This window comes from Enterobacter asburiae (assembly GCF_008080435.1).
Lineage (GTDB): Bacteria > Pseudomonadota > Gammaproteobacteria > Enterobacterales > Enterobacteriaceae > Enterobacter > Enterobacter asburiae_C.
Genome location: NZ_VRKN01000003.1, coordinates 326323 through 347946, shown reverse-complemented (window position 1 = coordinate 347946; position 21624 = coordinate 326323). Strand labels below are relative to the sequence as shown.

At 54.3% G+C, this 21624-nt stretch carries 21 protein-coding genes and 1 pseudogene; 10 read left to right on the top strand and 12 right to left on the bottom strand.

Annotation, left to right across the window (positions count from 1 at the left end):
* The first annotated feature begins 205 nt into the window (after positions 1-205).
* Entirely contained in the window at positions 206-1168 is a 963-nt protein-coding gene (gene ybiB, locus FU672_RS07525; protein WP_148242773.1) for a DNA-binding protein YbiB, read from the top strand.
* 116 nt (positions 1169-1284) lie between these two features.
* Here ybiB and ybiJ read toward each other — a convergent pair whose 3' ends face one another.
* From ybiJ to mcbA, 3 genes are all read right to left on the bottom strand, one after another.
* Positions 1285-1545 (bottom strand): DUF1471 family protein YbiJ, encoded by a 261-nt coding sequence (gene ybiJ / locus FU672_RS07520; protein WP_023310874.1) that lies wholly within the window; start codon positions 1543-1545, stop codon positions 1285-1287.
* A 285-nt stretch (positions 1546-1830) separates the two neighbouring features.
* The gene (locus tag FU672_RS07515; RefSeq protein ID WP_148242772.1) at positions 1831-2097 is read right to left on the bottom strand and encodes a DksA/TraR family C4-type zinc finger protein; all 267 of its coding nucleotides are present in this window, start codon (positions 2095-2097) and stop codon (positions 1831-1833) included.
* Between the two features lie 122 nt (positions 2098-2219).
* The gene (gene mcbA, locus FU672_RS07510) at positions 2220-2486 is read right to left on the bottom strand and encodes a DUF1471 family periplasmic protein McbA (RefSeq protein WP_023334995.1); all 267 of its coding nucleotides are present in this window, start codon (positions 2484-2486) and stop codon (positions 2220-2222) included.
* 243 nt (positions 2487-2729) lie between these two features.
* On the opposite strand from mcbA, the gene rlmF reads away from it, so the two are divergent.
* Positions 2730-3647 carry a 23S rRNA (adenine(1618)-N(6))-methyltransferase RlmF gene (gene rlmF / locus FU672_RS07500; RefSeq protein WP_187360786.1) on the top strand — a complete coding sequence of 306 codons (918 nt, stop codon included), beginning with the start codon at positions 2730-2732 and terminating at the stop codon, positions 3645-3647.
* A gap of 46 nt (positions 3648-3693) precedes the next feature.
* Here rlmF and ybiO read toward each other — a convergent pair whose 3' ends face one another.
* From ybiO to FU672_RS07470, 5 genes are all read right to left on the bottom strand, one after another.
* Entirely contained in the window at positions 3694-5907 is a 2214-nt protein-coding gene (gene ybiO, locus FU672_RS07495; protein ID WP_148242770.1) for a mechanosensitive channel protein, read from the bottom strand.
* A gap of 125 nt (positions 5908-6032) precedes the next feature.
* Positions 6033-6755 carry a glutamine ABC transporter ATP-binding protein GlnQ gene (gene glnQ, locus FU672_RS07490; RefSeq protein WP_148242769.1) on the bottom strand — a complete coding sequence of 241 codons (723 nt, stop codon included), beginning with the start codon at positions 6753-6755 and terminating at the stop codon, positions 6033-6035.
* Positions 6752-7411, bottom strand: a complete 660-nt coding sequence (gene glnP, locus FU672_RS07485) for a glutamine ABC transporter permease GlnP (RefSeq protein ID WP_121931111.1) — start codon at positions 7409-7411, stop codon at positions 6752-6754. Before glnP ends, glnQ begins: the two co-directional genes overlap by 4 nt.
* Before the next feature lie 93 nt (positions 7412-7504).
* Positions 7505-8248, bottom strand: coding sequence for a glutamine ABC transporter substrate-binding protein GlnH (glnH, locus tag FU672_RS07480; protein WP_023310880.1), 744 nt, complete (start codon positions 8246-8248; stop codon positions 7505-7507).
* A gap of 609 nt (positions 8249-8857) precedes the next feature.
* The gene (locus FU672_RS07470) at positions 8858-9598 is read right to left on the bottom strand and encodes an SHOCT domain-containing protein (protein ID WP_233423440.1); all 741 of its coding nucleotides are present in this window, start codon (positions 9596-9598) and stop codon (positions 8858-8860) included.
* Between the two features lie 86 nt (positions 9599-9684).
* Here FU672_RS07470 and FU672_RS07465 point away from each other — a divergent pair, with 86 nt between their 5' ends.
* Entirely contained in the window at positions 9685-10416 is a 732-nt protein-coding gene (locus FU672_RS07465) for a hypothetical protein (RefSeq protein WP_148242767.1), read from the top strand.
* Between the two features lie 200 nt (positions 10417-10616).
* Positions 10617-10822: pseudogene (locus FU672_RS07460) on the top strand (IS4 family transposase); the annotation flags it as partial.
* A gap of 45 nt (positions 10823-10867) precedes the next feature.
* Here the strand turns inward: FU672_RS07460 and dps are convergent.
* Positions 10868-11371 (bottom strand): DNA starvation/stationary phase protection protein Dps, encoded by a 504-nt coding sequence (gene dps / locus FU672_RS07455; protein ID WP_010428924.1) that lies wholly within the window; start codon positions 11369-11371, stop codon positions 10868-10870.
* Positions 11372-11670: 299 nt separating this feature from the next.
* The gene (gene rhtA, locus FU672_RS07450; RefSeq protein WP_148242766.1) at positions 11671-12558 is read right to left on the bottom strand and encodes a threonine/homoserine exporter RhtA; all 888 of its coding nucleotides are present in this window, start codon (positions 12556-12558) and stop codon (positions 11671-11673) included.
* A 354-nt stretch (positions 12559-12912) separates the two neighbouring features.
* On the opposite strand from rhtA, the gene ompX reads away from it, so the two are divergent.
* The gene (ompX, locus tag FU672_RS07445) at positions 12913-13431 is read left to right on the top strand and encodes an outer membrane protein OmpX (protein ID WP_023310884.1); all 519 of its coding nucleotides are present in this window, start codon (positions 12913-12915) and stop codon (positions 13429-13431) included.
* A gap of 101 nt (positions 13432-13532) precedes the next feature.
* On the opposite strand, the gene FU672_RS07440 is transcribed toward ompX, so the two are convergent.
* Positions 13533-15116, bottom strand: a complete 1584-nt coding sequence (locus FU672_RS07440) for a phosphoethanolamine transferase (protein ID WP_148242765.1) — start codon at positions 15114-15116, stop codon at positions 13533-13535.
* Between the two features lie 283 nt (positions 15117-15399).
* Positions 15400-15528, bottom strand: a complete 129-nt coding sequence (gene mntS, locus FU672_RS07435) for a manganase accumulation protein MntS (RefSeq protein ID WP_148242764.1) — start codon at positions 15526-15528, stop codon at positions 15400-15402.
* A gap of 183 nt (positions 15529-15711) precedes the next feature.
* On the opposite strand from mntS, the gene mntR reads away from it, so the two are divergent.
* The 5 genes from mntR to FU672_RS07410 all read left to right on the top strand — a co-directional run bounded on the left by mntR (position 15712) and on the right by FU672_RS07410 (position 21578).
* Positions 15712-16185 (top strand): manganese-binding transcriptional regulator MntR, encoded by a 474-nt coding sequence (gene mntR / locus FU672_RS07430; protein ID WP_023310887.1) that lies wholly within the window; start codon positions 15712-15714, stop codon positions 16183-16185.
* On the top strand, positions 16182-17291 hold the full coding sequence (locus FU672_RS07425) for an anion transporter (RefSeq protein WP_148242763.1): 1110 nt from the start codon (positions 16182-16184) through the stop codon (positions 17289-17291). The genes mntR and FU672_RS07425 overlap by 4 nt, the downstream gene beginning before the upstream one ends.
* Positions 17292-17392: 101 nt before the next feature.
* On the top strand, positions 17393-18487 hold the full coding sequence (locus FU672_RS07420) for an HlyD family secretion protein (protein WP_148242762.1): 1095 nt from the start codon (positions 17393-17395) through the stop codon (positions 18485-18487).
* Positions 18484-20055: a DHA2 family efflux MFS transporter permease subunit gene (locus tag FU672_RS07415; protein ID WP_148242761.1), complete on the top strand. Its 1572-nt coding sequence runs from the start codon at positions 18484-18486 to the stop codon at positions 20053-20055. The genes FU672_RS07420 and FU672_RS07415 overlap by 4 nt, the downstream gene beginning before the upstream one ends.
* A complete protein-coding gene (locus FU672_RS07410; protein ID WP_148242760.1) occupies positions 20055-21578 on the top strand; it encodes an efflux transporter outer membrane subunit in 1524 nt (507 codons plus the stop codon). Before FU672_RS07415 ends, FU672_RS07410 begins: the two co-directional genes overlap by 1 nt.
* The last annotated feature ends 46 nt before the right edge of the window (positions 21579-21624 follow it).

Below are 21624 nucleotides of genomic sequence, written 5' to 3'. Positions count from 1 at the left end.
GTTGACCCTTGAAGACTTTCCGCTGGTTATTTAATCAAAAAATGTATGGCTAAGAATCTTCTGTATAAATCACAAATAATTGAAAAATTACTTGTGTTTATTTTTGTTCATTAAAACAGAGCATTGGGGAAAGGGATAAATCACTAACAGCCTGGCAATCATCAGGGCTATATTGTTAACAAGAGATGCTGTCAGGAGAGAAGTCGTGGATTACCGCAAAATTATCAAAGAGGTAGGGCGCGGGAAAAATCATGCCCGCGATCTGGACCATGAAACCGCGCGTGCACTTTATACTCGCATGCTTGAGGGCGACGTCCCCGACCTGGAAATGGGGGGCATTCTGATTGCGCTGCGTATCAAAGGGGAAGGTGAGGCGGAGATGCGCGGGTTCTATGAAGCCATGCAGGCGCAAACGCTGCGCTTAACGCCACCCGTGGCAAAACCCATGCCGATCGTGATCCCGAGCTACAACGGCGCGCGCAAGCAGGCAAATTTAACCCCGCTGCTTGCTATCTTATTACACAAGCTGGGGTTCCCGGTGGTGGTGCACGGTGTAAGCGAAGATCCCACCCGCGTGCTGACGGAGACTATTTTCGGGATGCTGGGCATCGAACCAACGCGTCATGCCGGTCAGGCGCAGGCGAAGCTGGATGGCCATCAGCCTGTTTATATCCCGGTCAGCACACTCTGCCCGCCGCTGGAAAAGCAGCTCGATATGCGCTGGCGCATGGGCGTGCGTAACAGCGCGCACACGCTGGCTAAATTGGCCACGCCGTTTGGCGAAGATGCCGCCCTGCGTCTTTCCAGCGTCTCGCACCCGGAATACGTGGCGCGCGTGGGGCAATTCTTTGAGGCCATTGGCGGAAGGGCGTTGCTGATGCACGGCACGGAAGGTGAGGTTTATGCGAACCCACAGCGCTGCCCGCAGGTGATGCTGATTGATTCTGCCGGTACGCGCGCCATTCTGGAACGCGGGGAGGAAAATACCGGTGTGATATTGCCTGAGGCAAAAGATCCCCATACCACAGCCCACTGGATTGAGCAGTGCCTTGCCGGAAATGTTCCTGTTCCGCATTCGATCAAGCTGCAGATGGCCTGCTGTTTGCTGGCAACCGGAGAAGTGGAATCCGTCCAGGCCGGGCTTGAACGTGTGGCGCAGGCGTTTTAGACAAAAAAAAGCCCGTCCAGTGGCGGACGGGCAAGCAAGGGTAACAACAACAGGGTCAATGAGGGTGGAGCAGCTCACCAGAGGGTATGGCGAGGGTACAGCATTCATTCAGTCGATTATTTGTAGATAACCGCAGTACCGCTCAGCTTGTTATTGCCGTTAGCGGAGGTAATGGTGTATCCGCTTGCACCGGCAGCAGCGGCTTTCTCAGCCAGTTTGGCTTCCAGACCGTCCAGCGTGGTGGCACCATCAGCACTGACCACACCGACTTTGTTCATGTTCTGTGCCTGAGTAGAAGAGACCGGCTCTACAGCGAAAGCGCCGAAAGACAGAGCGGACAGGGCAACAGCAGCTACAGCATATTTGATGGTTTTCATAATTAATCTCTCGCAGGTGTTTCTGTTAAGGGGACGATGTTCCGTCGATGTGATAAGTATCACGGTTTTTCGCGAGTGATAAAATCGAAGAGAATTGACGTGGTCGATCAAAAAAATTGAATGACAAATAACTTATTGAATATTAATAAATTCAAAGCACCGCTTTACAGTTCTTGCAGATGCGCTTTACAGAAGCGATATGAAGGGCACGTTTTGCTACGCGTCTGGCTAAAAACCGTGAGCGTAAAGGAACGCGCGTCCTCGGTTAGCTTTGGTAAAGCAAAGTCAACGTAACTGGCTGTCTTTCGAACCTCTGCGATTATATCCCGAGTGTGATGAATTTTTTGAATCTTTATGCTGCTGGCACGTAATGCAAAGCCGTACACCGGGAATGGCTTTTCGGCGCGCCTCTGGAATGGGTTCTCCGCATTCTTCGCATTCAGTTAAGCTTTCGCCGTGCGGAATTTCACCGCGAGCACGCGCAACCGCATCTTCAATAGTACTGTTGATCTGTTCGTTAACAGCGTCGTCATTTGCCCAGCCGGAAGCCATAGTGTCCTCCTGAAATCGGTTTAGGCCATCTGTTTACTATGGGGTTAAAAAATGAACAATCAAGGTGAGGGGAGAAGAGAACTGCACCCGTTGGGCAGATGCAGTCTTGTGGAAGAGGCAGGTTATTTATAAATGGTCGCAGTGCCGTACATATGGTTATCTCCGCCAGCGGAGTTCACCACGAATCCTTTTGCACCTTCCTGACGGGCTTTTTCGGCGAGCTTATCCTGTAGATCGTCAAGGTTACTGGCACGACTTACCGAAACGGTGCCTGCAGGACGCAACTGGCTAGTATCGGTACTCTGGGTCAGTGACTGAACGGCCATGGCAGAGAAGGACGCGGTCGCCAGGGCGGCTGCGATAACAGCAAGGGTCAGGTACTTTTTCATAATCACATCCTCATGAGGAAACAACAGGTGATTCCCTTTAAGTTTAGAAGCCTGACGAATGTGACTTAGCGCAAATATTTGATGATGATCTGCTTATTTTTTGAACGATATAAATTGACAATTCGCTGACGGATCATAGACATAAAGGTGTTTGATTTATGGCGATTTTTTGAGCGATGCAGAGAAAGATTTACCGTTGAGCCAGCAAAGGGTATCTTACGCCGCTGTTTAAAGGAGAATGCCATGACTGCCCAAAAGCCGGGATTGCACCCGCGAAATCGCCACCGCAGCCGCTACGACATGAATGCGTTATGCCTGAGCTGCCCGCCGCTGAAGGACTACCTGGTTCAGACCCCAGCGGGTGAGCCCTCGGTCAACTTTGCTGACCCGCAGGCGGTTAAAATGCTGAACAAAGCCCTGCTGGCGCATTTTTACGGTGTGGCTCACTGGGATATTCCGGAAGGCTTTCTCTGTCCTCCTGTGCCGGGTCGCGCTGATTACGTTCATCACCTTGCCGACCTTCTTGCCGAAAGCAATGAGGGTGTCGTTCCACAGCAGGCCACCATTCTGGATATTGGCACCGGGGCGAACCTGATTTACCCGCTGATCGGCGCGCATGAATACCAGTGGCGCTTTACCGGAAGCGAAATCGGTGACGAGGCCTTTGCCAGCGCCCAGGCGATTATCAGCGCTAACCCGGGATTAAGCCGCGCCATTCGCCTGCGTCGTCAGAAAGACGCGGCGTCGATCTTCAACGGCATTATTCACAAAAACGAAAGCTATGACGCGACGATGTGCAATCCGCCGTTCCATGATTCAGCGGCCTCTGCCCGTGCAGGCAGCGAGCGTAAGCGCCGTAACCTGGGGCAGGCTGAAGATGCTGCGCTGAACTTCGGCGGTCAGCAGCACGAACTCTGGTGCGAAGGCGGTGAAGTGGCCTTTATCCTGCGCATGATTGCAGAAAGCAAACAGTTTGGCCGTCAGGTGAAGTGGTTCACGACGCTGGTTTCCCGGGGGGATAACCTGCCACCGCTCTACCGCACGCTGACCGAAGCGGGCGCCGTAAAAGTGGTGAAAAAAGAGATGGCGCAGGGCCAGAAACAGAGCCGCTTTATCGCCTGGACGTTTATGGACAACAACAAACGTAAAAAGCAGGCCTGAACCCGTAGGCCCGGTAAGGTAAGCGCAGCGCCACCGGGCAATTAGGTTACAGCGTCGGCTCCTGCGGAGGAAGCGGCGATGCGGCTGGTGGCAATACCTGATACGTCTGCACGGGCATCCGCACGTTCGCCAGATCAAAGTGTTTTTTCACCATGCTGTCGAGCGCAAAGCGCACCGTCCACTGCTTCAGCGGCTGGGTGGTGAACGACACGCGCAGGGTAAATGCCGTGTTCGTCAGCCCGACGATGCCGGCAAATGACGGTTCTCCGATCACCAGCCCGCGAATATCCTCCATCTGCATCAGTTCTTCTACCGCATCGCGCAGCGCCTGCTTCGCTTTGTCTGCATTCTCGTGGCGATCTACATCGTAGTTCGCCACAACGGAACCTATGCCGCGCACAAAGTTGGCGAAAGTGGTGATCGAAGACCAGGGAATGATGTGGTACGCCCCGGTGTCCTGACGCACGCCAACCGAACGGATGGACATCCTCTCAACGGTGCCGGTTAACGGCCCGATGGTCACCAGATCGCCCGTGTTCATCCCATTCTCAAACTGAATAAAGATACCGGTAATAATATCCTTCACCAGCGTTTGCGAACCGAAGGAGATGGCCAGCCCCAGGGCACCGGCACCTGCCAGCAGCGGGGCGATATTCACGCCGATTTCCGACAGCACAATCATGATGGTGATGGTGCTGATAATCACCGCCAGCGCGTTGCGGAACAGCGTTAACAGCGTTCTTGCCCGCGCGCTGGGCAGAGGCCTGCCGTGAATATCCGAGACCAGACGGTTCTCAATAAGGCTCGCCAGCAGCGTCCAGCCGACGGCGGAGAAGAACAAAATCAGCGCGATACGAATCAGAATGTCGACCGTTTTTTCACCCGCACCGTTGTGCAGCCAGTTCCAGAAATCAAACAGGCTCCACGCATTCAGGAGCAGCATAATCGCCACGCAGACGGTGAGAATGCGCGCCACTTTGAGCGATACCGACATCCAGCCGTTTACCCGTTTTTGCAGTTCCGGATAATTACGCTGGACCTGCGGCGACAGGGTGATGGTTTTCGAGATCCAGCGCGACAGCAGCCCCGACACAAATGCCGCGATGCCGATAATGGCCAGGCTTTTGAACGTCGCCCCCATCATAAATTTCAGGCTATTGCCCGGGTCAAACAGCGAGAAGAAGCACAGTACGATGAAGTAAGCGCTTGCCAGCCAGTGCCACACCAGGGCGAATGCGCGAATAAAGAGGCTAAAGAACGAGAGGGAGCGATCGGCCAGATTCAGCAGGCTTTGGGTAATGGTTTTTTTATTGTGGAAGATAAGATACAGCGACCAGACGGTAATGCAGATCATGATCAGCACGTTTGCCAGCGCGCCAAACTGGACGTTTACCTGGTTGGAGATGATCGGCACGGCAACCAGCAGACCGTAGCCAATCAACCCGCTGAGCACGCTCAGACGCAGCGCCCAGTACTTCGCGCTTGCATCCCGAATGGAGAAAGGACGCAGCTCCGGTACGTGCGGACAAAAGAGTAACCGCAGCAGCGCCTTGAAGAACTCAATCAGGGCAAAGGCATTCAGGAAAAGCGATTGCTGAAAGGCGATGGTTTTGTTGCCTGCATTCAGCCTGTCGGCCAGCATCTGGCCTAAAAACAGCGTCAACGCCAGCAGCAGTAAATCGATGATAAACGCTGAGGCTATCATCAACGGCAGGTGCAGCCAGCTGCTTCTCTGCTGATTCTTCCTGCGTCCCCATTGCCCCATTTTGCGGTACAGCGGCCACGCGCACAGACGCACCAGCCAGTAAAAAAGAAACACCGCACCCGCCAGCATCAGGAACTGCGTGGCGGCGGCGGTAAACGTTTGCGGGTTAAATGCCTTATGCGGTGAGCCAATCAGGTTGCGGTAAAGCTGAGCGAAGCGCGAGGAGAGCGCTTCCCCGTAGTGGCGGCTCACGTCGGTGACGTTTTCCAGCACCGTTTTTTGCTCCTCCACCTGTAAAGGGGTGAGGGTTGGCACTGACGCCTGCGGCGGCGTGGCGGCCACTTTCCGCAACTGGCCAATAAGTTCCTGCCGGGAGGTGTCGTTCTCAAGGACGTCAGCGAGGGCGCCGTAGGCGGCTTTTTTCTGTTCGACATCGGGTTCCGGTGGCGGCGCACTCTCCTTCGTCGCGGGGGTTCCGGTGGTGATGCCGGGGATCGCGACGGCGAACGATGGCGCACTAAACAGGCTAATCAACAGCAACAGGATCCACGGCACGGCGTCCTCCGGTGAAAATGTCGAACAAAATGATAAGTATAGAAGTCGAGGTGAGGAGGGGGATTTTTGGGAACAATCTGGCGTAAAAAAGCCGGGCATGCCCGGCTTACGTGTAAAGCGAAAGATCAGGAGACGTGCTGCAGGAACTCCTGCAAACGCTGGCTCGGCGGGTTCGCAATCAACTCCTGCGGGTTACCGTCCTCCGCGATACGGCCTTTATCAATAAAGATCAGGCGGGACGCCACTTTCTCAGCAAAGCCAATTTCGTGGGTCACGATAACCATCGTCATCCCTTCTTCTGCCAGATCCTGCATGACTTTTAGCACCTCGTGGCGCAGCTCCGGGTCGAGTGCGGACGTAGGCTCATCAAACAGCATCATTTTCGGTTTGACCGCCAGCGCGCGGGCAATCGCCACTCGTTGCTGTTGACCACCGGACAGCTCGGATGGGTAATGATGCGAACGCTCGGCGAGGCCCACTTTCGCCAGCAGATCTTTCGCCAGCACTTCCGCTGCCGCCTTGTTGGCACCGCGCACGCGCAGTGGGCCAAACATCACGTTTTCCAGCGCCGTCAGGTGCGGGAAGAGGTAGAACTGCTGGAACACCATGCCCGCTTCCTGACGAATCAGGCGCTCATCCACTTTCGGGTCGTTCACCTTCAGACCGTCGACGATCAGATCGCCGCTGGTGATCTCTTCCAGCTTGTTGATGCAGCGCAGCAGGGTGGATTTACCGGAGCCGGATGGCCCAATAATCACCACTACTTCACCCTGCTTAATGTTCAGATCAATATTGTGCAGCACCTGGGTTGGGCCAAAGTGCTTGGAAACGTTTTTAAATTCAATCACAGGATTTTCATCCTTCTTTCAAGACGACGCAGAACGAAGCTCAGAACCAGAGTAATGATCAGGTAGACAACGGCTACCGCACTCCAGATTTCCAGCGCGCGGAAGTTGCCAGCAATGATCTCCTGCCCCTGACGGGTCAGTTCAGCCACGCCAATAACAATGAACAGCGACGTATCTTTGATGCTGATAATCCACTGGTTACCGAGCGGTGGCAGCATGCGACGCAGCGCCAGCGGCAGAATAACGTGGCGGATCGTTTCGCGACGAGAAAGACCTAACGCCAGACCGGCTTCACTGAAACCTTTATGAATCGACAGCACCGCACCGCGGGTGATTTCCGCGATGTAAGCGCCTGAGTTGATCATAATGGTCACGACAGCGGCACTGAACGGATCAATGCGCAGGTCGTTAAAGGCCATAGGCAGGGCGAAGTAGATGAACATGACCTGCACGACAATAGGGGTGCCGCGGATCACTTCGATGAAAACCAGTGCGATGTGGTTTGCGATCCAGCCGCCGTAGGTGCGGGCGAAACCGGCGACAAGACCGATAATCAACCCACCAACCAGACCCAGGACCGAAATCCACAGGGTCATTTTAGCGCCTTCAAGCAAGATAGGAATGGCAGGCCAGATGGCGCTCCAGTCAAACTGCATGATGTATTCCTGTATACCGTGGTGAAAAACGAAAAACGTAGGCCCGGTAAGCGGCAGCGCCACCGGGCGTTACAAACCTGAATTCAGGTGAAATTATTTAGGCTCGGTACCGAACCATTTTTTGTAGATTTCGTTATAGGTGCCGTTCTCTTTCAGCGTTTTCAGCGCACCGTTAACTTTCGTGCGCAGGTCGTCGCTGCCTTTCGGGAACGCGATACCGTACTGCTGTGCTTCCAGAGACTCACCAACGGCTTTGAACTTGCCGTTACCGGCTGTTTTGATGAAGTACAGGATGTTAGGCGTGTCGTGCAGAACAGCGTCAGCACGGTTGGTACCGAGTTCCATGTACGCGTTGTCGATGTTCGGGAACTGACGCAGGTCTTTGGTTTTGATATTTGCTTTCGCGTAATCAACAGAACCGGTGCCGCTCTTCACTGCCACCACTTTACCGTCGAGATCTTTCACGCTTTTTACGTCGTTATTATCGGCTTTGACCATGACCAGCAGGCCGCTTTTGTAGTAGCCGTCAGAGAAGTCGATCGCTTTTTTACGTTCATCGGTAATGGTGATGCCTGCCAGCGCCAGATCAACGTTCTTGGTTTGCAGTGCCGGGATGATGCCGCTGAAGTCCATAGGCTTCAGGGTGTAATCCAGCTTGAGTTCTTTTGCGACAGCGGCCCACAGATCCACATCAAAACCAACGTATTTATCACCCTGTTTGAATTCAAACGGAACGAACGCCGTGTCGGTCGCCACAACCAGTTTGTCGGCAGCCTGAGAGGACACTGCAAAAGCCAGGGTAAGTGCAGCCAGTGAAACTTTTAATACAGACTTCATAGCATTTCCTTTTATATCCACGGGGCGATCCCCTGCGAGAACAGGTGGCACAATGAAAAAATCGTGCCAACTTTACAAGCTATTGTTTTGCAAAGGGGATGATGTCATGCATTGCACAATAAATGGGGCAATGAGCTTTTATTGCACCAAAGCGGAGCACTGTTTTGGTGCGCGTCGTTTGGATCAACTGACGGGGAGATATTTAGCGTAAATTCTGACGAAAAAACAATCTTCCGTTAACGGTTGTGTGAGGTGATTATTACATTTCGTTCACTTTTGCAGGTGTGCAGACAAAAACTATGCACCATAGATGTGCAAAACCCTCACCAATGGCACAGGTGACAGGCAGCTGAAACTGAAAGTGTCAAAACAGGCACGGAAAGAGAAACCTTCACTGCCAGAGTACTGATATGTCCGAGGGATATCTTGTGAGGTGCACGGCGTGGAGAAAATGGTGCTGACATCGCTCCCGCGGACCGCTATTACGGCGTGAGGCAACAAACGCCCCCGACCAGCAAGGCCGAGGGCGATTAAGATAGCAAAAACCGTTCTCCGGTGAATTGGCTGCGGAATCCAATAATTTCCCCTGTTAACCCGGAGGAAGGAACGTTAAATCAGCTCCATTAATTTGCTTTTTTTGGCCTGGAATTCTTCTTCCGAAATGATCCCGCTCTCTTTGAGTTCGGAAAGCTTTTTGAGCTGCTCATAGGGATCCTGATGGGTCATAGCCGGTTCGGCTATTGGTGTTTCCGTCTTCACTCCGCGGCCAGCTTCAATCGCCTCAATCAGGGCGAGTTCTGCATCCTTGCTGAACATCTTAAATTCCAGATCGTCGTGGGAAGTATGGATCCGAATGACCCGGTGACCCAGCGTGGACTTGCGTTCAATCGACGTAATGGATTTTAACGGGATAGTCTCAATCACCTCGCCGAGAAAACCTTTACGGTAGAATGCCACTCGCTGGCCCGTAACGATCAGTGCACCGTTGTGCTGTTTGTCCTTACCCTGTCCCATCACTTTGCCGATATAGCCTTCTCCCCACTGCAGAACGGCTTCACCAGGATTGAGATGGTTTGCTTCGAATTTGCTGACGTGCTTATTTTCTTTCATCAAAAAACTCCCTTTAAGAAGACCGATGCATTTGGCCTGCATCGGATTGAAGTCACTGCAAAATGAATCATCTATCATATTGCATACCCGGGATAACTGCACTTCTTGAAAGGCGATTGTGTACACGGTATTTACCGGATGATCTGCTTCAGACGCGGAGAGGTCAGCGAGCGGATGCGAAGAAAGAATCCTGCCGGCAGAATGAAGACGACCGCCACGTCTCTTCCGGTGCTGGCGCATAAGAGTGAATTACTCCCTAATTAGATCTTATTTTCTGATAATATGACATTGTTTTTTAATGGATATATACAGTCAAAAGGATAACGATGAGCACTTTTCTTTCTTTAATCGCATTTATTCTGTTTGTGGCCTTTATTATTGGCCTGATTAAACCTTCGCTGGTCAAAATGCCCGGTCGTAAGCAAGTCAGTGCCGTTTATCTGGGCGGTTTTCTGGGCCTCTGCGTAATCAGTGCCATCCTGCTACCGGCCGACCGCAGTCCGGCCGTCGTGAAAAAACAGGATCAGCCGCAGAATGCGGATGTCTCCCCGCCGCCTTTCAAATATGCCGATAAAACCCTTATCGAGTATCGTAGGGAGCGTAAGGATACGCGACACAAGATTGTGGCTGCTTATATGGCATATCGTCAGGTGCCCGTCGCGTCAGAAGAGGGGTTTTATGCCTGCGTGAGCCAGAACAGCTACACCACGCAGGGTGACACACCGTTTGGCGTGATAGCGAACTGGTGTTTCACTGAATACCGTTCCAGTCCTGAGATGCTGGCAAAACGCATCAACTTCGATACATTTCAGGATAATTTTAGCGGTTGGAACGGGGCTTATCGTCCGTTAGAGGCCATGATCAAAGCCGACATGCATGATGATTCCTCCTACAAACACCTCTCCACACGGTATCATCTGGTTCTGACCGACGATCCGCATGCCACGATAGATACCACATTCCGTGGCACCAACGCCTTTGGTGGCGTAGTCAAAGAGACTGTCTCTGCGCGGGTAGATCTGCGAACCGGGAATGTTATTTCGATCGTTGAACAGTAAGGGCAGCAAGCTTCCTCGTCTGTTCGGGCGAGTGAAGGGCCAACAGCGAGGCTGCTTTTTTAACATTCATTGAAAATATGATTTATATCATATGTCTTGCTCTCTTTTTTCGCCGAAAAATTAAGCATTAGCGTTTGGCGGCAGAGCGATTATGCGCTCTGCCGTTTTTTTATCCTCGACCCGACGTTAACACCTTGCTCAAGATCGCGTCCTGGCTTATAGCGACGGACATGCTAGTGCTGGAAATAGAGCGTCACCAGGAACCATCTCGAAAAAGCTGGAACATCTGCGTGGAAATCTGGAAGCGTTGTTCATAATAAAACGCCCCCGACCATGAAGGCCGCGGGCGGTTAAGATATCAAAAACCCTTTATTCAGTGAAACACAGTGCCGCTCCGCTTATGTGAACGGCATCGCGTCATGGCGAGGGTTTAATAGAGCAATTATATGAATTACTCGATGTTAGATTCGATAAACCACAGGAACTGATCCAGGTCGCGGGATGCGGCGGTGAAAATGTCTGCGGTATCTTCGTCTTTGGCTTCGCCAATCGCTTTGCGCACATCATTTGCCACAATCGCGTAGCGGTCCGCCAGCTCTTTCAGGTGATCCTGAACGGTATGGATATCCAGCGGATAACTCTTCAGTGGCGTTTTGCTGTTGATCACCTGCGTGGTACCCAGCGCCACGCCGCCTAACTGAACGGCACGTTCAGCCATCGTATCGAGGTGGGTAACCAGTGCCGTGCGGAAGCCATCCAGCATTTCATGAACGGCAATAAAGTTTGCACCGCGCATATTCCAGTGGGCCTGCTTGGTGATCAGCGAAAGATCGATGAACTGGATCACCTGGCGATTCAGCAACTCAATGGTCGCTTTTTTGTCGCTATCCGATACATCGTTACGGGTATAAAGCAGATTAGACGCTTTCGTTTTCACCAGTTTAGCGGTACTCATAATCTCATATCCTCTTGATGTTTATGTCCCAGGTAATTACGGGACTAAGTATAGCACCGGATTTTTTGTCTGCGGTTTGGCTGTGCCTATCGGTTTAATAGCGAGAAGTTGATTGAGAATTTAATTTATTGAAATTAATGGGTAATTTTTAAATTGATACAGATCAATCTTAATTACTGGATGAGGACGTAAACCCAGAGGGATATTTCGAAAATAGAGCAAAGTGTGTAAAAAATTATAACGTCTGTCTTTCTGGCCCTTATTCTGCATGGCGCGGAAGCCATGCAGAATATATGGCCTTAGCTGATATCCACTTTCTCAACTTTAGGTTCAGGGCGCATGGTGAGCGTCGAGCCCATTGATGCCGCGATAATCGAGCAGAGCGCCAGCGTCTGGGTCAATGTCAGGGTTTCGCCGAGAAACACCATCCCGGAAATGGCGGCTAGCGCAGGCTCCATGCTCATCAGGGTGCCAAATATGCGTGTCGGCAGACGCGTAAGGGCAATCATCTCCAGAGAATAGGGGAGTGCGGTAGAGAGAATCGCGACCGCCAGCCCGATGGGCATGACGGACCATTGCCAGATAGATTCGGTAGCCTGCGCCATGCCAATGGGCACAAAGACGATGGCAGCGATCAGTGACCCCAACGCGACGGTCGCCGGACCGTGCTCTTCTCCTGCACGCTGGCCCGTGAGTATATAGACAGCCCAGCAGGCGCCTGCACCCAGCGCCAGGGCTGCGCCCGTCAGATCAATCTCAGTGACACTCTGGCCCAGGGGAAGCAGGAACCATAACCCCAGCACGGCTAACACGACCCAGATAAAATCGACCGCACGTCGTGAGGAGAAAAGCGCCACCGCCAGCGGGCCGGTAAACTCCAGCGCGACGGCGATCCCCAGCGGTATCGTCTGGATAGAGAGGTAGAACAGATAGTTCATCGCCCCCAGGGAGAGTCCATAAAACAGCAGGGGTAAACGCTGCTCCTTTTTAAAGCGCAGACGCCAGGGTTTAAAAATGACCACCAGTATCGCCGTGCCCAGCACGATACGCAGGGCTGTCACCCCAGGCGCACCGACCAGCGGAAAAAGTGATTTTGCCAGCGAAGCACCGCTTTGAATGGACAACATGGCAATGAGTATGACTGCTACCGGCAGCCAAACCGACGACGTGCGGGATAACCCAGGCATCCTTTCTCCTGTCAGCTTATGTCAAATGAGGTAAAGGTTGCAGTGTAAAGGAAATAAGCGGTAACGGTTGAGGCGCTGTTGAAAAAAAACCACGTCAAATCCGTAAAATGGTTAAGCGCTGGTGGATTTATCGCCTGATAGATTAGGAATAATCTGGATGAATGTAACGGCGCGTACGCGCACTATGCGCATTTAGTAGTGAAAATTGCATGTGATTTGAAAGAGATAGCTGAGGCTGGAAACGTTCTGTTACAGGAAAGGTTTCATTAGACATCACGAATCACAAAGAGTTTCGCAAATTTTTTTGATATATTTAAAACTTACGGACTTACTTGAAGCACATTTGAGGTGGTTATGAAAAAAATTGCATGTCTTTCAGCACTGGCCGCTGTACTGGCTGTTTCCGCAGGTACCGCTGTAGCTGCTACTTCTACTGTTACTGGTGGTTACGCTCAGAGCGACTATCAGGGCGTGATGAACAAAGCTAACGGTTTCAACCTGAAGTATCGCTACGAGCAGGATAACAACCCACTGGGCGTGATCGGTTCTTTCACCTACACCGAGAAAGATCGTTCTGAAAACGGCGCATACAACAAAGGCCAGTACTACGGTATCACCGCTGGTCCAGCTTACCGTCTGAATGACTGGGCAAGCATCTACGGTGTTGTAGGTGTTGGCTACGGTAAATTCCAGCAGACTGAAAACCAGAGCGAAAGCCGCACTGCAAGCAACAGCGACTATGGCTTCTCCTATGGCGCAGGCCTGCAGTTCAACCCAATCCAGGACGTTGCTCTGGACTTCTCCTATGAGCAGAGCCGTATCCGCAACGTTGACGTTGGCACCTGGATCGCGGGCGTAGGTTACCGCTTCTAATCACTCCGGTGAGCTAATAAAAAATCCGCCCAATGTGGCGGATTTTTTTTTGTCTTTTCCCTCTCCCCGTGGGAGAGGGCCAGGGTGAGGGCATCAGACCGCTACTTACTCTTAATATCAAAAATATCCGTACCCAGATGGTTGTAGTCAACTTTCTGTAACTTGAAGTTGGTAACGTACACTGGGGGAGCTTTCTTGTTTGAGACAAACGGGTAAGCAGTTTTTATCTGCTCGGCTGTAATCCCCGTCCACTGCGAGAAGAACTGCAGGAAATCATTTGCCGAACGACGCGCTTTAATAACGCGATGTGTTTTATCATCACTCGACAGCACCATAAACGGCACCTGGAAGTTCTGCTGGAACTTGTCATCGTGCGCCAGGTACTGCACCTCTTTACCACGCTCTTTAAACGCCAGCCCGTGATCCGAGAAATAGACCATGGAGAAGCTGTCGCCCGTATTGCGTAGCTGATCGTACAGCTTGCTCAACAGGTCGTCGGTTTGCGTCATGGTGTAGAGATAGCAAGACGTCTCTTTGGACTGCACGAACTCTGCGTACTTCCCGCCGGTTCGATCGCAGGCCTGCGGGTGTGACCCCATCAGGTGCAGGACGATCAGCTGAGGCTGGGTGCGCGGGGTGGCGAAGACCTGTGCCGTCATTTTCAACAGTGCTTCGTCTTTGGTGTTTTTGTCGGCTTCAAAGTCGCCGTTCTTCAGGAACTGCACTTCGTCGGCACGCTTAGCGATACTGGCAATGGCCGTATCGTATTCGCCAATTTGCCCCTGATTGGAGAACCACCAGGTCTGATAACCCGCGCGGTTTGCCAGGGTGACAAAATTATCCTGATACTGGGGTTTGCCGTCGACGACCCGGTTAAGCGTCAGGCCGAGCGATTTCTGCGTCGAGCCGCTGGCCGCGACATAATCGGTAAACAGCGTGCCTTTAACCGAATTAGCAAACGGTGTGTTATCCCAGTGTCCGCCGAACGCCCCCATTGCATCGCGACGGGCACTTTCGCCGATTACCACCACATAGGTGTGATATTTCGGCTTAACGGCCAGCACGTTCCAGGTGTCTTTCATGTTGGAAAGCTCAGCCATGCGCGCCTGTTCGTCGAGAACCTCTTTATTATTTACCACGACGTCTTTCACGAAGCGGAAAACCGGATAGCCGATATTGGTGAGCCTTAGCTTACCGTCCCAGGGAATATTCTGGATGGGGGCGACAAACGCCACGGCAACGCTGAACACCAGACAGAGTAGTTCGATCTTACCCCAGGATTTTTTCTCGCCCGACTGACGGCGGATGGCGATAACGCCCAACGCGAAGATAAAGAGCCCGACCACATAGCTGTACCACGGGAAGATCGTCAGGATCTCCGTCGACTCTTCCATATTCGTCGAGTGCAGCGCCAGCAGGGTATTAAAGTTTGGCGCGCCGTAAGCCTGACCAAACGGGAAATAGAGTGCAGCGACCAGCGAACAGATCCCGATTAACGCTTTTTGCACGCGCGGTGCGGCTCGCCACAGCAAATGCAGAACGCAGGTGAACGCCACCGCGTAGAGCAGACTAAAGGGATAACCCAGCGCAAAGTTAATCAGTAATGACTGCAAAAAGTAAAAACCCGTCCACGGGCTTAAGGCCCGGCTGCGGGTCACAACGGTATCTATCAGGGTTACATTCATAGGTCACTATCATGGATGAAAACGCCATGTGCTCACCCTGGCGTCAAGGGTCATAACCTGCCTGACAGTGCGTGGAGAGGGAATGAGGGTCCGCTTCAGCGAGCCGCAAATTGTGCAGGGCTGCAAGAAGATAGTGCGAGCGCTAAATAATATCAACAGTTGCTAAGCAGATGTTTTGCGAAGGGGATTGCAAATCCGTAAAAAAGATCGGGAATAAGGCGGCTGGAAGCCAGTTTACAGCGAGATTGTGACGGGAAAATGAAGCGGCGTACCGCAACGCCGCTTAGCGGGAAGGTTTGTCGTCCTGATGCGGTTTGTTGTTAAACATATCGCACAGCATGTTCAACAGCATTAAGCGCACTTTAAAGGGAGAGTGGGTAAACACGGTCATGCACCTCTTGAATTCGTTCATAAGACCTCCTGAGTTTTGATCCCTTCGATCCGTGAAGGGTGACTGCATTACATACAGATATAGCACAGGCTATATTGTATAGCTATGGCTATTTCGTTAATTTTTTGTGCTTGCGGAGCTATGGTTTACAATGTGCGCTCTCGAAACCGGGCGCTGGAAGCGTCACCCCACTGAGGAAGTACAATGAACCGTCGCGCAGGTCATCCGACAATGAGGAAAACGACGCAACTGGTGAATGTTGAAGAACATGTCGAAGGTTTTCGCCAGGTCCGTGAAGCGCACCGGCGTGAACTGATTGATGATTATGTTGAACTCATTTCCGATCTGATTCGTGAGGTCGGTGAAGCGCGACAGGTCGATATGGCCGCCAGGCTGGGGGTTTCACAGCCTACTGTCGCTAAAATGTTAAAACGCCTGGCCTCCGTGGGCTTAATTGAAATGATCCCCTGGCGCGGTGTTTTTCTGACGCCGGAAGGGGAGAAACTCGCGCAGGAGAGCCGCGAGCGCCATCAGCTTGTCGAGAATTTTTTACTGGTGCTGGGCGTCAGCCCGGAGATCGCCCGCCGGGATGCGGAAGGAATGGAACACCACGTGAGCGAAGAGACGCTGGTGAAGTTTCGTGAGTTTACGCTTAAATATGGTCCCTCCGCTGAATGAAAATTCCTGGACTGCAGGCCCTGGCACGCGATCGTTTCTTCCATCTCTTATTAATCATTGGCGCAGGGTTAAGCCTCTTTGTGCCGTTTGCGCCACACGCCTGGCCCGCCGCGATTGACTGGCGCACCATCATTACCCTGAGCGGCTTGATGATGCTCACCAAAGGGGTCGAGCTGAGCGGCTATTTTGACGTTCTGGGACGTAAAATGGTGCGCCGCTTTGCCACCGAGCGCAGGCTGTCCCTGTTTATGGTGTTCTCCGCCGCGGTGCTGTCGACGTTTCTGACCAACGATGTGGCGCTGTTTATCATCGTGCCCCTCACGCTCACGCTGCGTAAGCTGTGCGAGATCCCGGTAAGTCGCTTGATCATTTTTGAAGCGCTGGCCGTTAATGCAGGCTCACTTCTGACGCCAATCGGCAACCCGCAAAATATCCTTCTCTGGGGACGGTCCGGGCTGTCGTTCGCCGCCTTTACCTGGCAGATGGCCCCTCTGGCGCTGGTGATGATGTTGTCGCTGCTGGCGGTGTGCTGGTTCGCGTTTCCGGACAAAAAACTGCAATACCACAGCGGCACAACGGGTCCGCAGTGGCAGCCTCGTCTGGTGTGGAGCTGTCTCGGGTTATACATCGTCTTTCTGTTCGCGCTGGAGCTGAAGTATGAGCTGGCGGGCGTCCTGCTCGTTGCCGCGGGGTTTATCGTCCTGGCGCGTCGCGTTCTGGTGAGCGTGGACTGGACGCTGCTGCTGGTCTTTATGGCGATGTTTATTGATGTGCATCTCCTTATCCAGCTTCCGGTGCTGCAGAACGTTCTGCACAGCGTAAGTACGCTGTCTCAGCCGGGACTGTGGCTGACGGCGATTGGCCTGTCGCAGTTTATCAGCAACGTGCCTTCCACCATTCTGCTGCTCAACTATGTTCCGCCCGACACGCTCCTGGCCTGGGCGGTGAACATCGGTGGGTTTGGGCTGCTGCCCGGTTCGCTGGCAAACCTGATTGCCCTGCGTATGGCCAACGACCGTCGTATCTGGTGGCGTTTCCACGTCTGGTCGATTCCGATGCTGGTGTGGGCCGCGGCGATCGGTTTCGGAATATTCCTTCTCATATAGTGCGTAATTTGTCAGTTTTTCCTGGCAAACGTATAGCAACGTCCTAGCTTTAGTGAACGGCATAGTGTGATGCCGCTCACTGACAGGACCGTTGCTGACCTATGGCTGAAGATCAAAACCCGCCTGCTGACGAGCAGGACAAAAACAATAATGAGCGTAAGCGCCCGGGCAAGAAACCGTTAATTATCCTCGGCATTGTCGCGGGGGTAATGGTCGTCGTGGCGCTGGTCTGGTGGTTTTTAACCCGTAACGAAGAGACGACTGACGACGCCTTTACCGACGGTGACGTGGTGACGATTGCCCCCAAGACGGCAGGCTACGTCACCGAGCTGCGCGTGCGCGATAACCAGCGCGTGAAAAAGGGCGATCTGCTGGTGGTCATCGATCCGCGTGATACCACCGCGCAGCGCGATCAGGCTCAGGCCCAGCTTGGGCTGGCTATCGCGCAGCTGCATCAGGCCCAGGCGCAGCTGGCGCTTTCAAAAGTCCAGTATCCCGCCCAGCGTGACGAAGCCAAAGCGCAGGTGCTGAAAGCGCAGGCCGATCTGGCGAACGCGCAGGCAGAGTACCGTCGCCAGCGCGGCGTCGACCCGCGCGCGACCACCCAGCAAAGTATTGATTCCGCGAACGCTCAACTGCGTAGCGCACAGGCAGGGCTGGCCAGCGCTCAGGCACAGCTGGAAGTGGCGGAACAGGTACAGCTGCAAATCCGCCAGCAGGAAACCAATGTTGAAGCGCGCGAGCGTCAGGTCGATCAGGCTAAAGCGCAGCTGGAAACCGCCAATCTTAACCTCTCCTATACCGAAGTCCGCGCCCCGTTCGACGGCGTTGTCACCAAACGCAACGTACAGCCCGGCACGCTGGTGCAGGCGGGAACGGCGCTGTTCTCGCTGGTTTCCCCGAACGTGTGGGTGGTGGCGAACTTTAAAGAGTCGCAGCTTGAGCGCATGAAGCCGGGTGATAAAGTCACCGTGTCCGTCGACGCGTGGCCGGATATGGAGCTTGAGGGCCACGTAGACAGTATCCAGCAGGGCAGCGGCTCACGCTTCTCCGCCTTCCCGGCAGAAAATGCCACCGGTAACTTCGTCAAAATTGTGCAGCGCGTGCCGGTCAAAATCGTGATTGATAAAGGCCTCGATCCGAACAAACCGCTGCCGCTGGGGCTGTCGGTTGCACCGAAGGTGACGGTGGAATGACGGATCACAGCCACGACAGCTGGAAACCCGCCAGTAATCCGTGGGCGGTGGCGTTTGTCGTCACCCTGGCGGTGTTCATGGAAATTCTGGATACCACCATTGTCAACGTGGCGCTGCCCCACGTGGCAGGCTCGCTCTCGTCCAGCTATGACGAATCCACCTGGGTGTTAACCAGCTATCTGGTCGCGAACGGCATTGTACTGCCCATCTCGGCGTTTCTGAGCCGGGTGTTTGGCCGCAAACAGTTCTTCCTGATTTGCATCGTCATGTTCACCGTCTGCTCGTTCCTGTGCGGGATCGCCACCGAGCTGTGGCAGATCATCCTGTTCCGCGTGATGCAGGGCTTTTTTGGCGGCGGGCTGCAGCCCACGCAGCAGTCGGTGCTGCTCGACTACTTCAAACCCGAAGACAGGGGCAAAGCGTTTGGTCTTTCCTCCATTGCGATTATCGTTGCGCCGGTGCTTGGCCCGACGCTGGGCGGCTGGATCACCGACAACTACTCGTGGCGCTGGGTGTTCTTTATCAATATTCCGGTGGGAATTGTGACGGTGCTGGCGATCTACCAACTGCTGGAAGATCCGTCGTGGGAGAGTAAATCAAAAGAGAAGCTGAGTATCGACTGGACGGGGATCGGCCTCATCGCCTTAGGTCTCGGGTGTCTGCAGGTGATGCTCGACCGCGGGGAAGATGAAGACTGGTTCTACTCAAACTTTATCCGCACCTTCGCGGTGCTGACGCTTATCGGCATTATCGGCGCCATCTACTGGCTGGTGTATGCCAAAAAGCCGGTGGTAGATCTGCACTGCATGAAGGACCGCAACTTTGCCATTTCCAGCCTGCTGATGGCGGGGATGGCGATGATCCTCTATGGCAGCTCGGTGGTGATCCCGCAGCTGGCGCAGCAGGACCTGGGCTATACCGCCACCTGGTCCGGGCTGGTGCTGTCGCCTGGGGCGGTGCTGATCGTCTTAACTATCCCGCTGGTATTGAAGCTGATGCCGGTGGTGCAGACGCGCTGGATTATTGCCTTTGGCTTTACCTGTCTGGCGGTGTCGTTCTTCTGGTCGCGCACGCTGACGCCGGATATCGACTTCGAAACCCTGGTGCTGTTCCGCAGCGCCCAGTCGATAGGGTTGGGGTTCCTGTTTGTGCCGCTGACCACCATTGCCTTCATCTCGATACCGAGGCGGCTCAACGCCGATGCGGCGGCGTTGTTCACCATGTTCCGTAACGTAGCGGGCTCGATTGGCATATCCCTCTCAACGGCGGCCATCACCGAACGCGCGCAGGCGCATAGCGCCCATCTGGCTTATCACGCCTCGCCATTTAACGAGCAGTTCCAGCAGGCGATACGAGAAAGCGCGCAGGCGATCCAGAACTTCACCACCCAGGTGGGTGACCCCACCGGCATCGCCACCGGGCGCATGTACCAGACCATGATTGAGCAGTCGCGCTTCCTGGCCTACATCGACGTCTTCACCATTCTGAGCGCAGTGGCCTTGTTACTGATTCCGTTTTGTTTGTTGCTCTCGCCGGTTAAGAGCGAGGGGAGTGCAGGAGCACATTGATGATACACAGACGTTTACACCCTCTGATGATAATGATGCTGCTGGTGGGCTGCGCCGTCGGGCCGGACTACCAGCAGCCCGCACCACCTTCCGTCACGCACTGGAACGATAAGGGCGACAGCGCGGTGAAATCGCAAACCACCTCCGCCGCGACCAATCCGCGCTGGTGGAAGACCTTCGGCTCGCCGCAGCTCGACGGCCTGGTTGAACGCGCCATCGCCGGAAACCTGACGCTGCAGCAGACGGTGCTGCGCATTGCCGGAGCGCGTGAACAGATTAACCAGGCGGGCGGGGCGTTTTATCCGTCGGTCAACGGCAATCTGCAGGCGACGCGCCAGCAGCTTGGGCTGGAAGGTGAGCTGAAATCCCACGGCGTGTACGACCAGGTGGACAGCATCGATCCCAATTTGAAAGGCGCGCTGGGGCCGCTGACGCAGCCGGTTAACCTCTACCAGGGCAGCTTCGACGCCCAGTGGGAAATCGACCTGTGGGGCAAGGTGCGTCGTCAGGTGGAAGCCGCCGAAGCGCAGCAGAATGCGGCTATTGAGCAGCGTAACGACGCGCTGGTGTCGCTGGAAGCCGAAGTGGCGCGCGCGTGGCTACAGCTGCGCGGGGCGCAGAGCATTATCGCCACGCTGAACACCCAGATTAAAAGCGCGCAGCAGACGCTGGATCTGACTGAAAGCCGTCAGCGGGGCGGGCTGTCGCCGCAGATGGATGTGGAAAACGCCCGGGCGCAGTCAGGCAACCTTGAAGCACAGCTTCCGCAATATCAGGCGCAGGAGCGGCAGGCGATGAATGGCCTGGCGATCCTGCTCGGCAAGCCGCCGGGGGCGCTGGACGGCGAACTCCAGTCTGCGCAGCCGATGCCTGCCCTGCCGGATATTGTGCAAACGGGTATTCCGTCAACCCTGGCGCGACGCCGTCCGGACGTGCGCGAAGCGGAGGCGAACCTTCACGCCGCGACGGCACAAATCGGCGTCTCGGTGGCGGAGTTGTTCCCGAGCTTTACGCTCTCCGGGCAGTTTGGCCTGCGCAACAGCGAAACAAACTGGCTGACCGACTGGAGCAGCCACTTCTACAGCTTCGGCCCGCAGGTCTCTATTCCCATCTTCCAGGGCGGTCGACTGGTCTCCAGCGTGAAGGTGGCGCGCGTGCAGCAGGGGGCGGCGGTGCTGGACTATCGTCAGACGGTGCTGACCGCACTCGGCGATGTCGAGAATGCGCTGGTGAGCTATCGCACCGACCAGCAGCGTGAAGCGGGTCTCGCAAAAACGATCGACGCCCTGCAAAACGCGTTTGATCTGGCGAGCGACAGCTACCGGCAGGGGATCGCCAGCTTTATTGACGTGCTGGACGCCCAGCGACAGCTGGCGCAGGCCCAGCAGCAGCGCGCACAGGCGCAGGTGCAGAGCGCGCTCGATCTGGTGGCGCTCTACAAGGCCCTCGGCGGCGGCTGGGAGCCGTATCAGCAGGTGCAATTACCGGACTACAGCGTCTTTGGCGACGCCCCGCGCGGATAAATTCAGAGGATTGGGCAAGAAACGGACAGGAACACCACATTCGCGA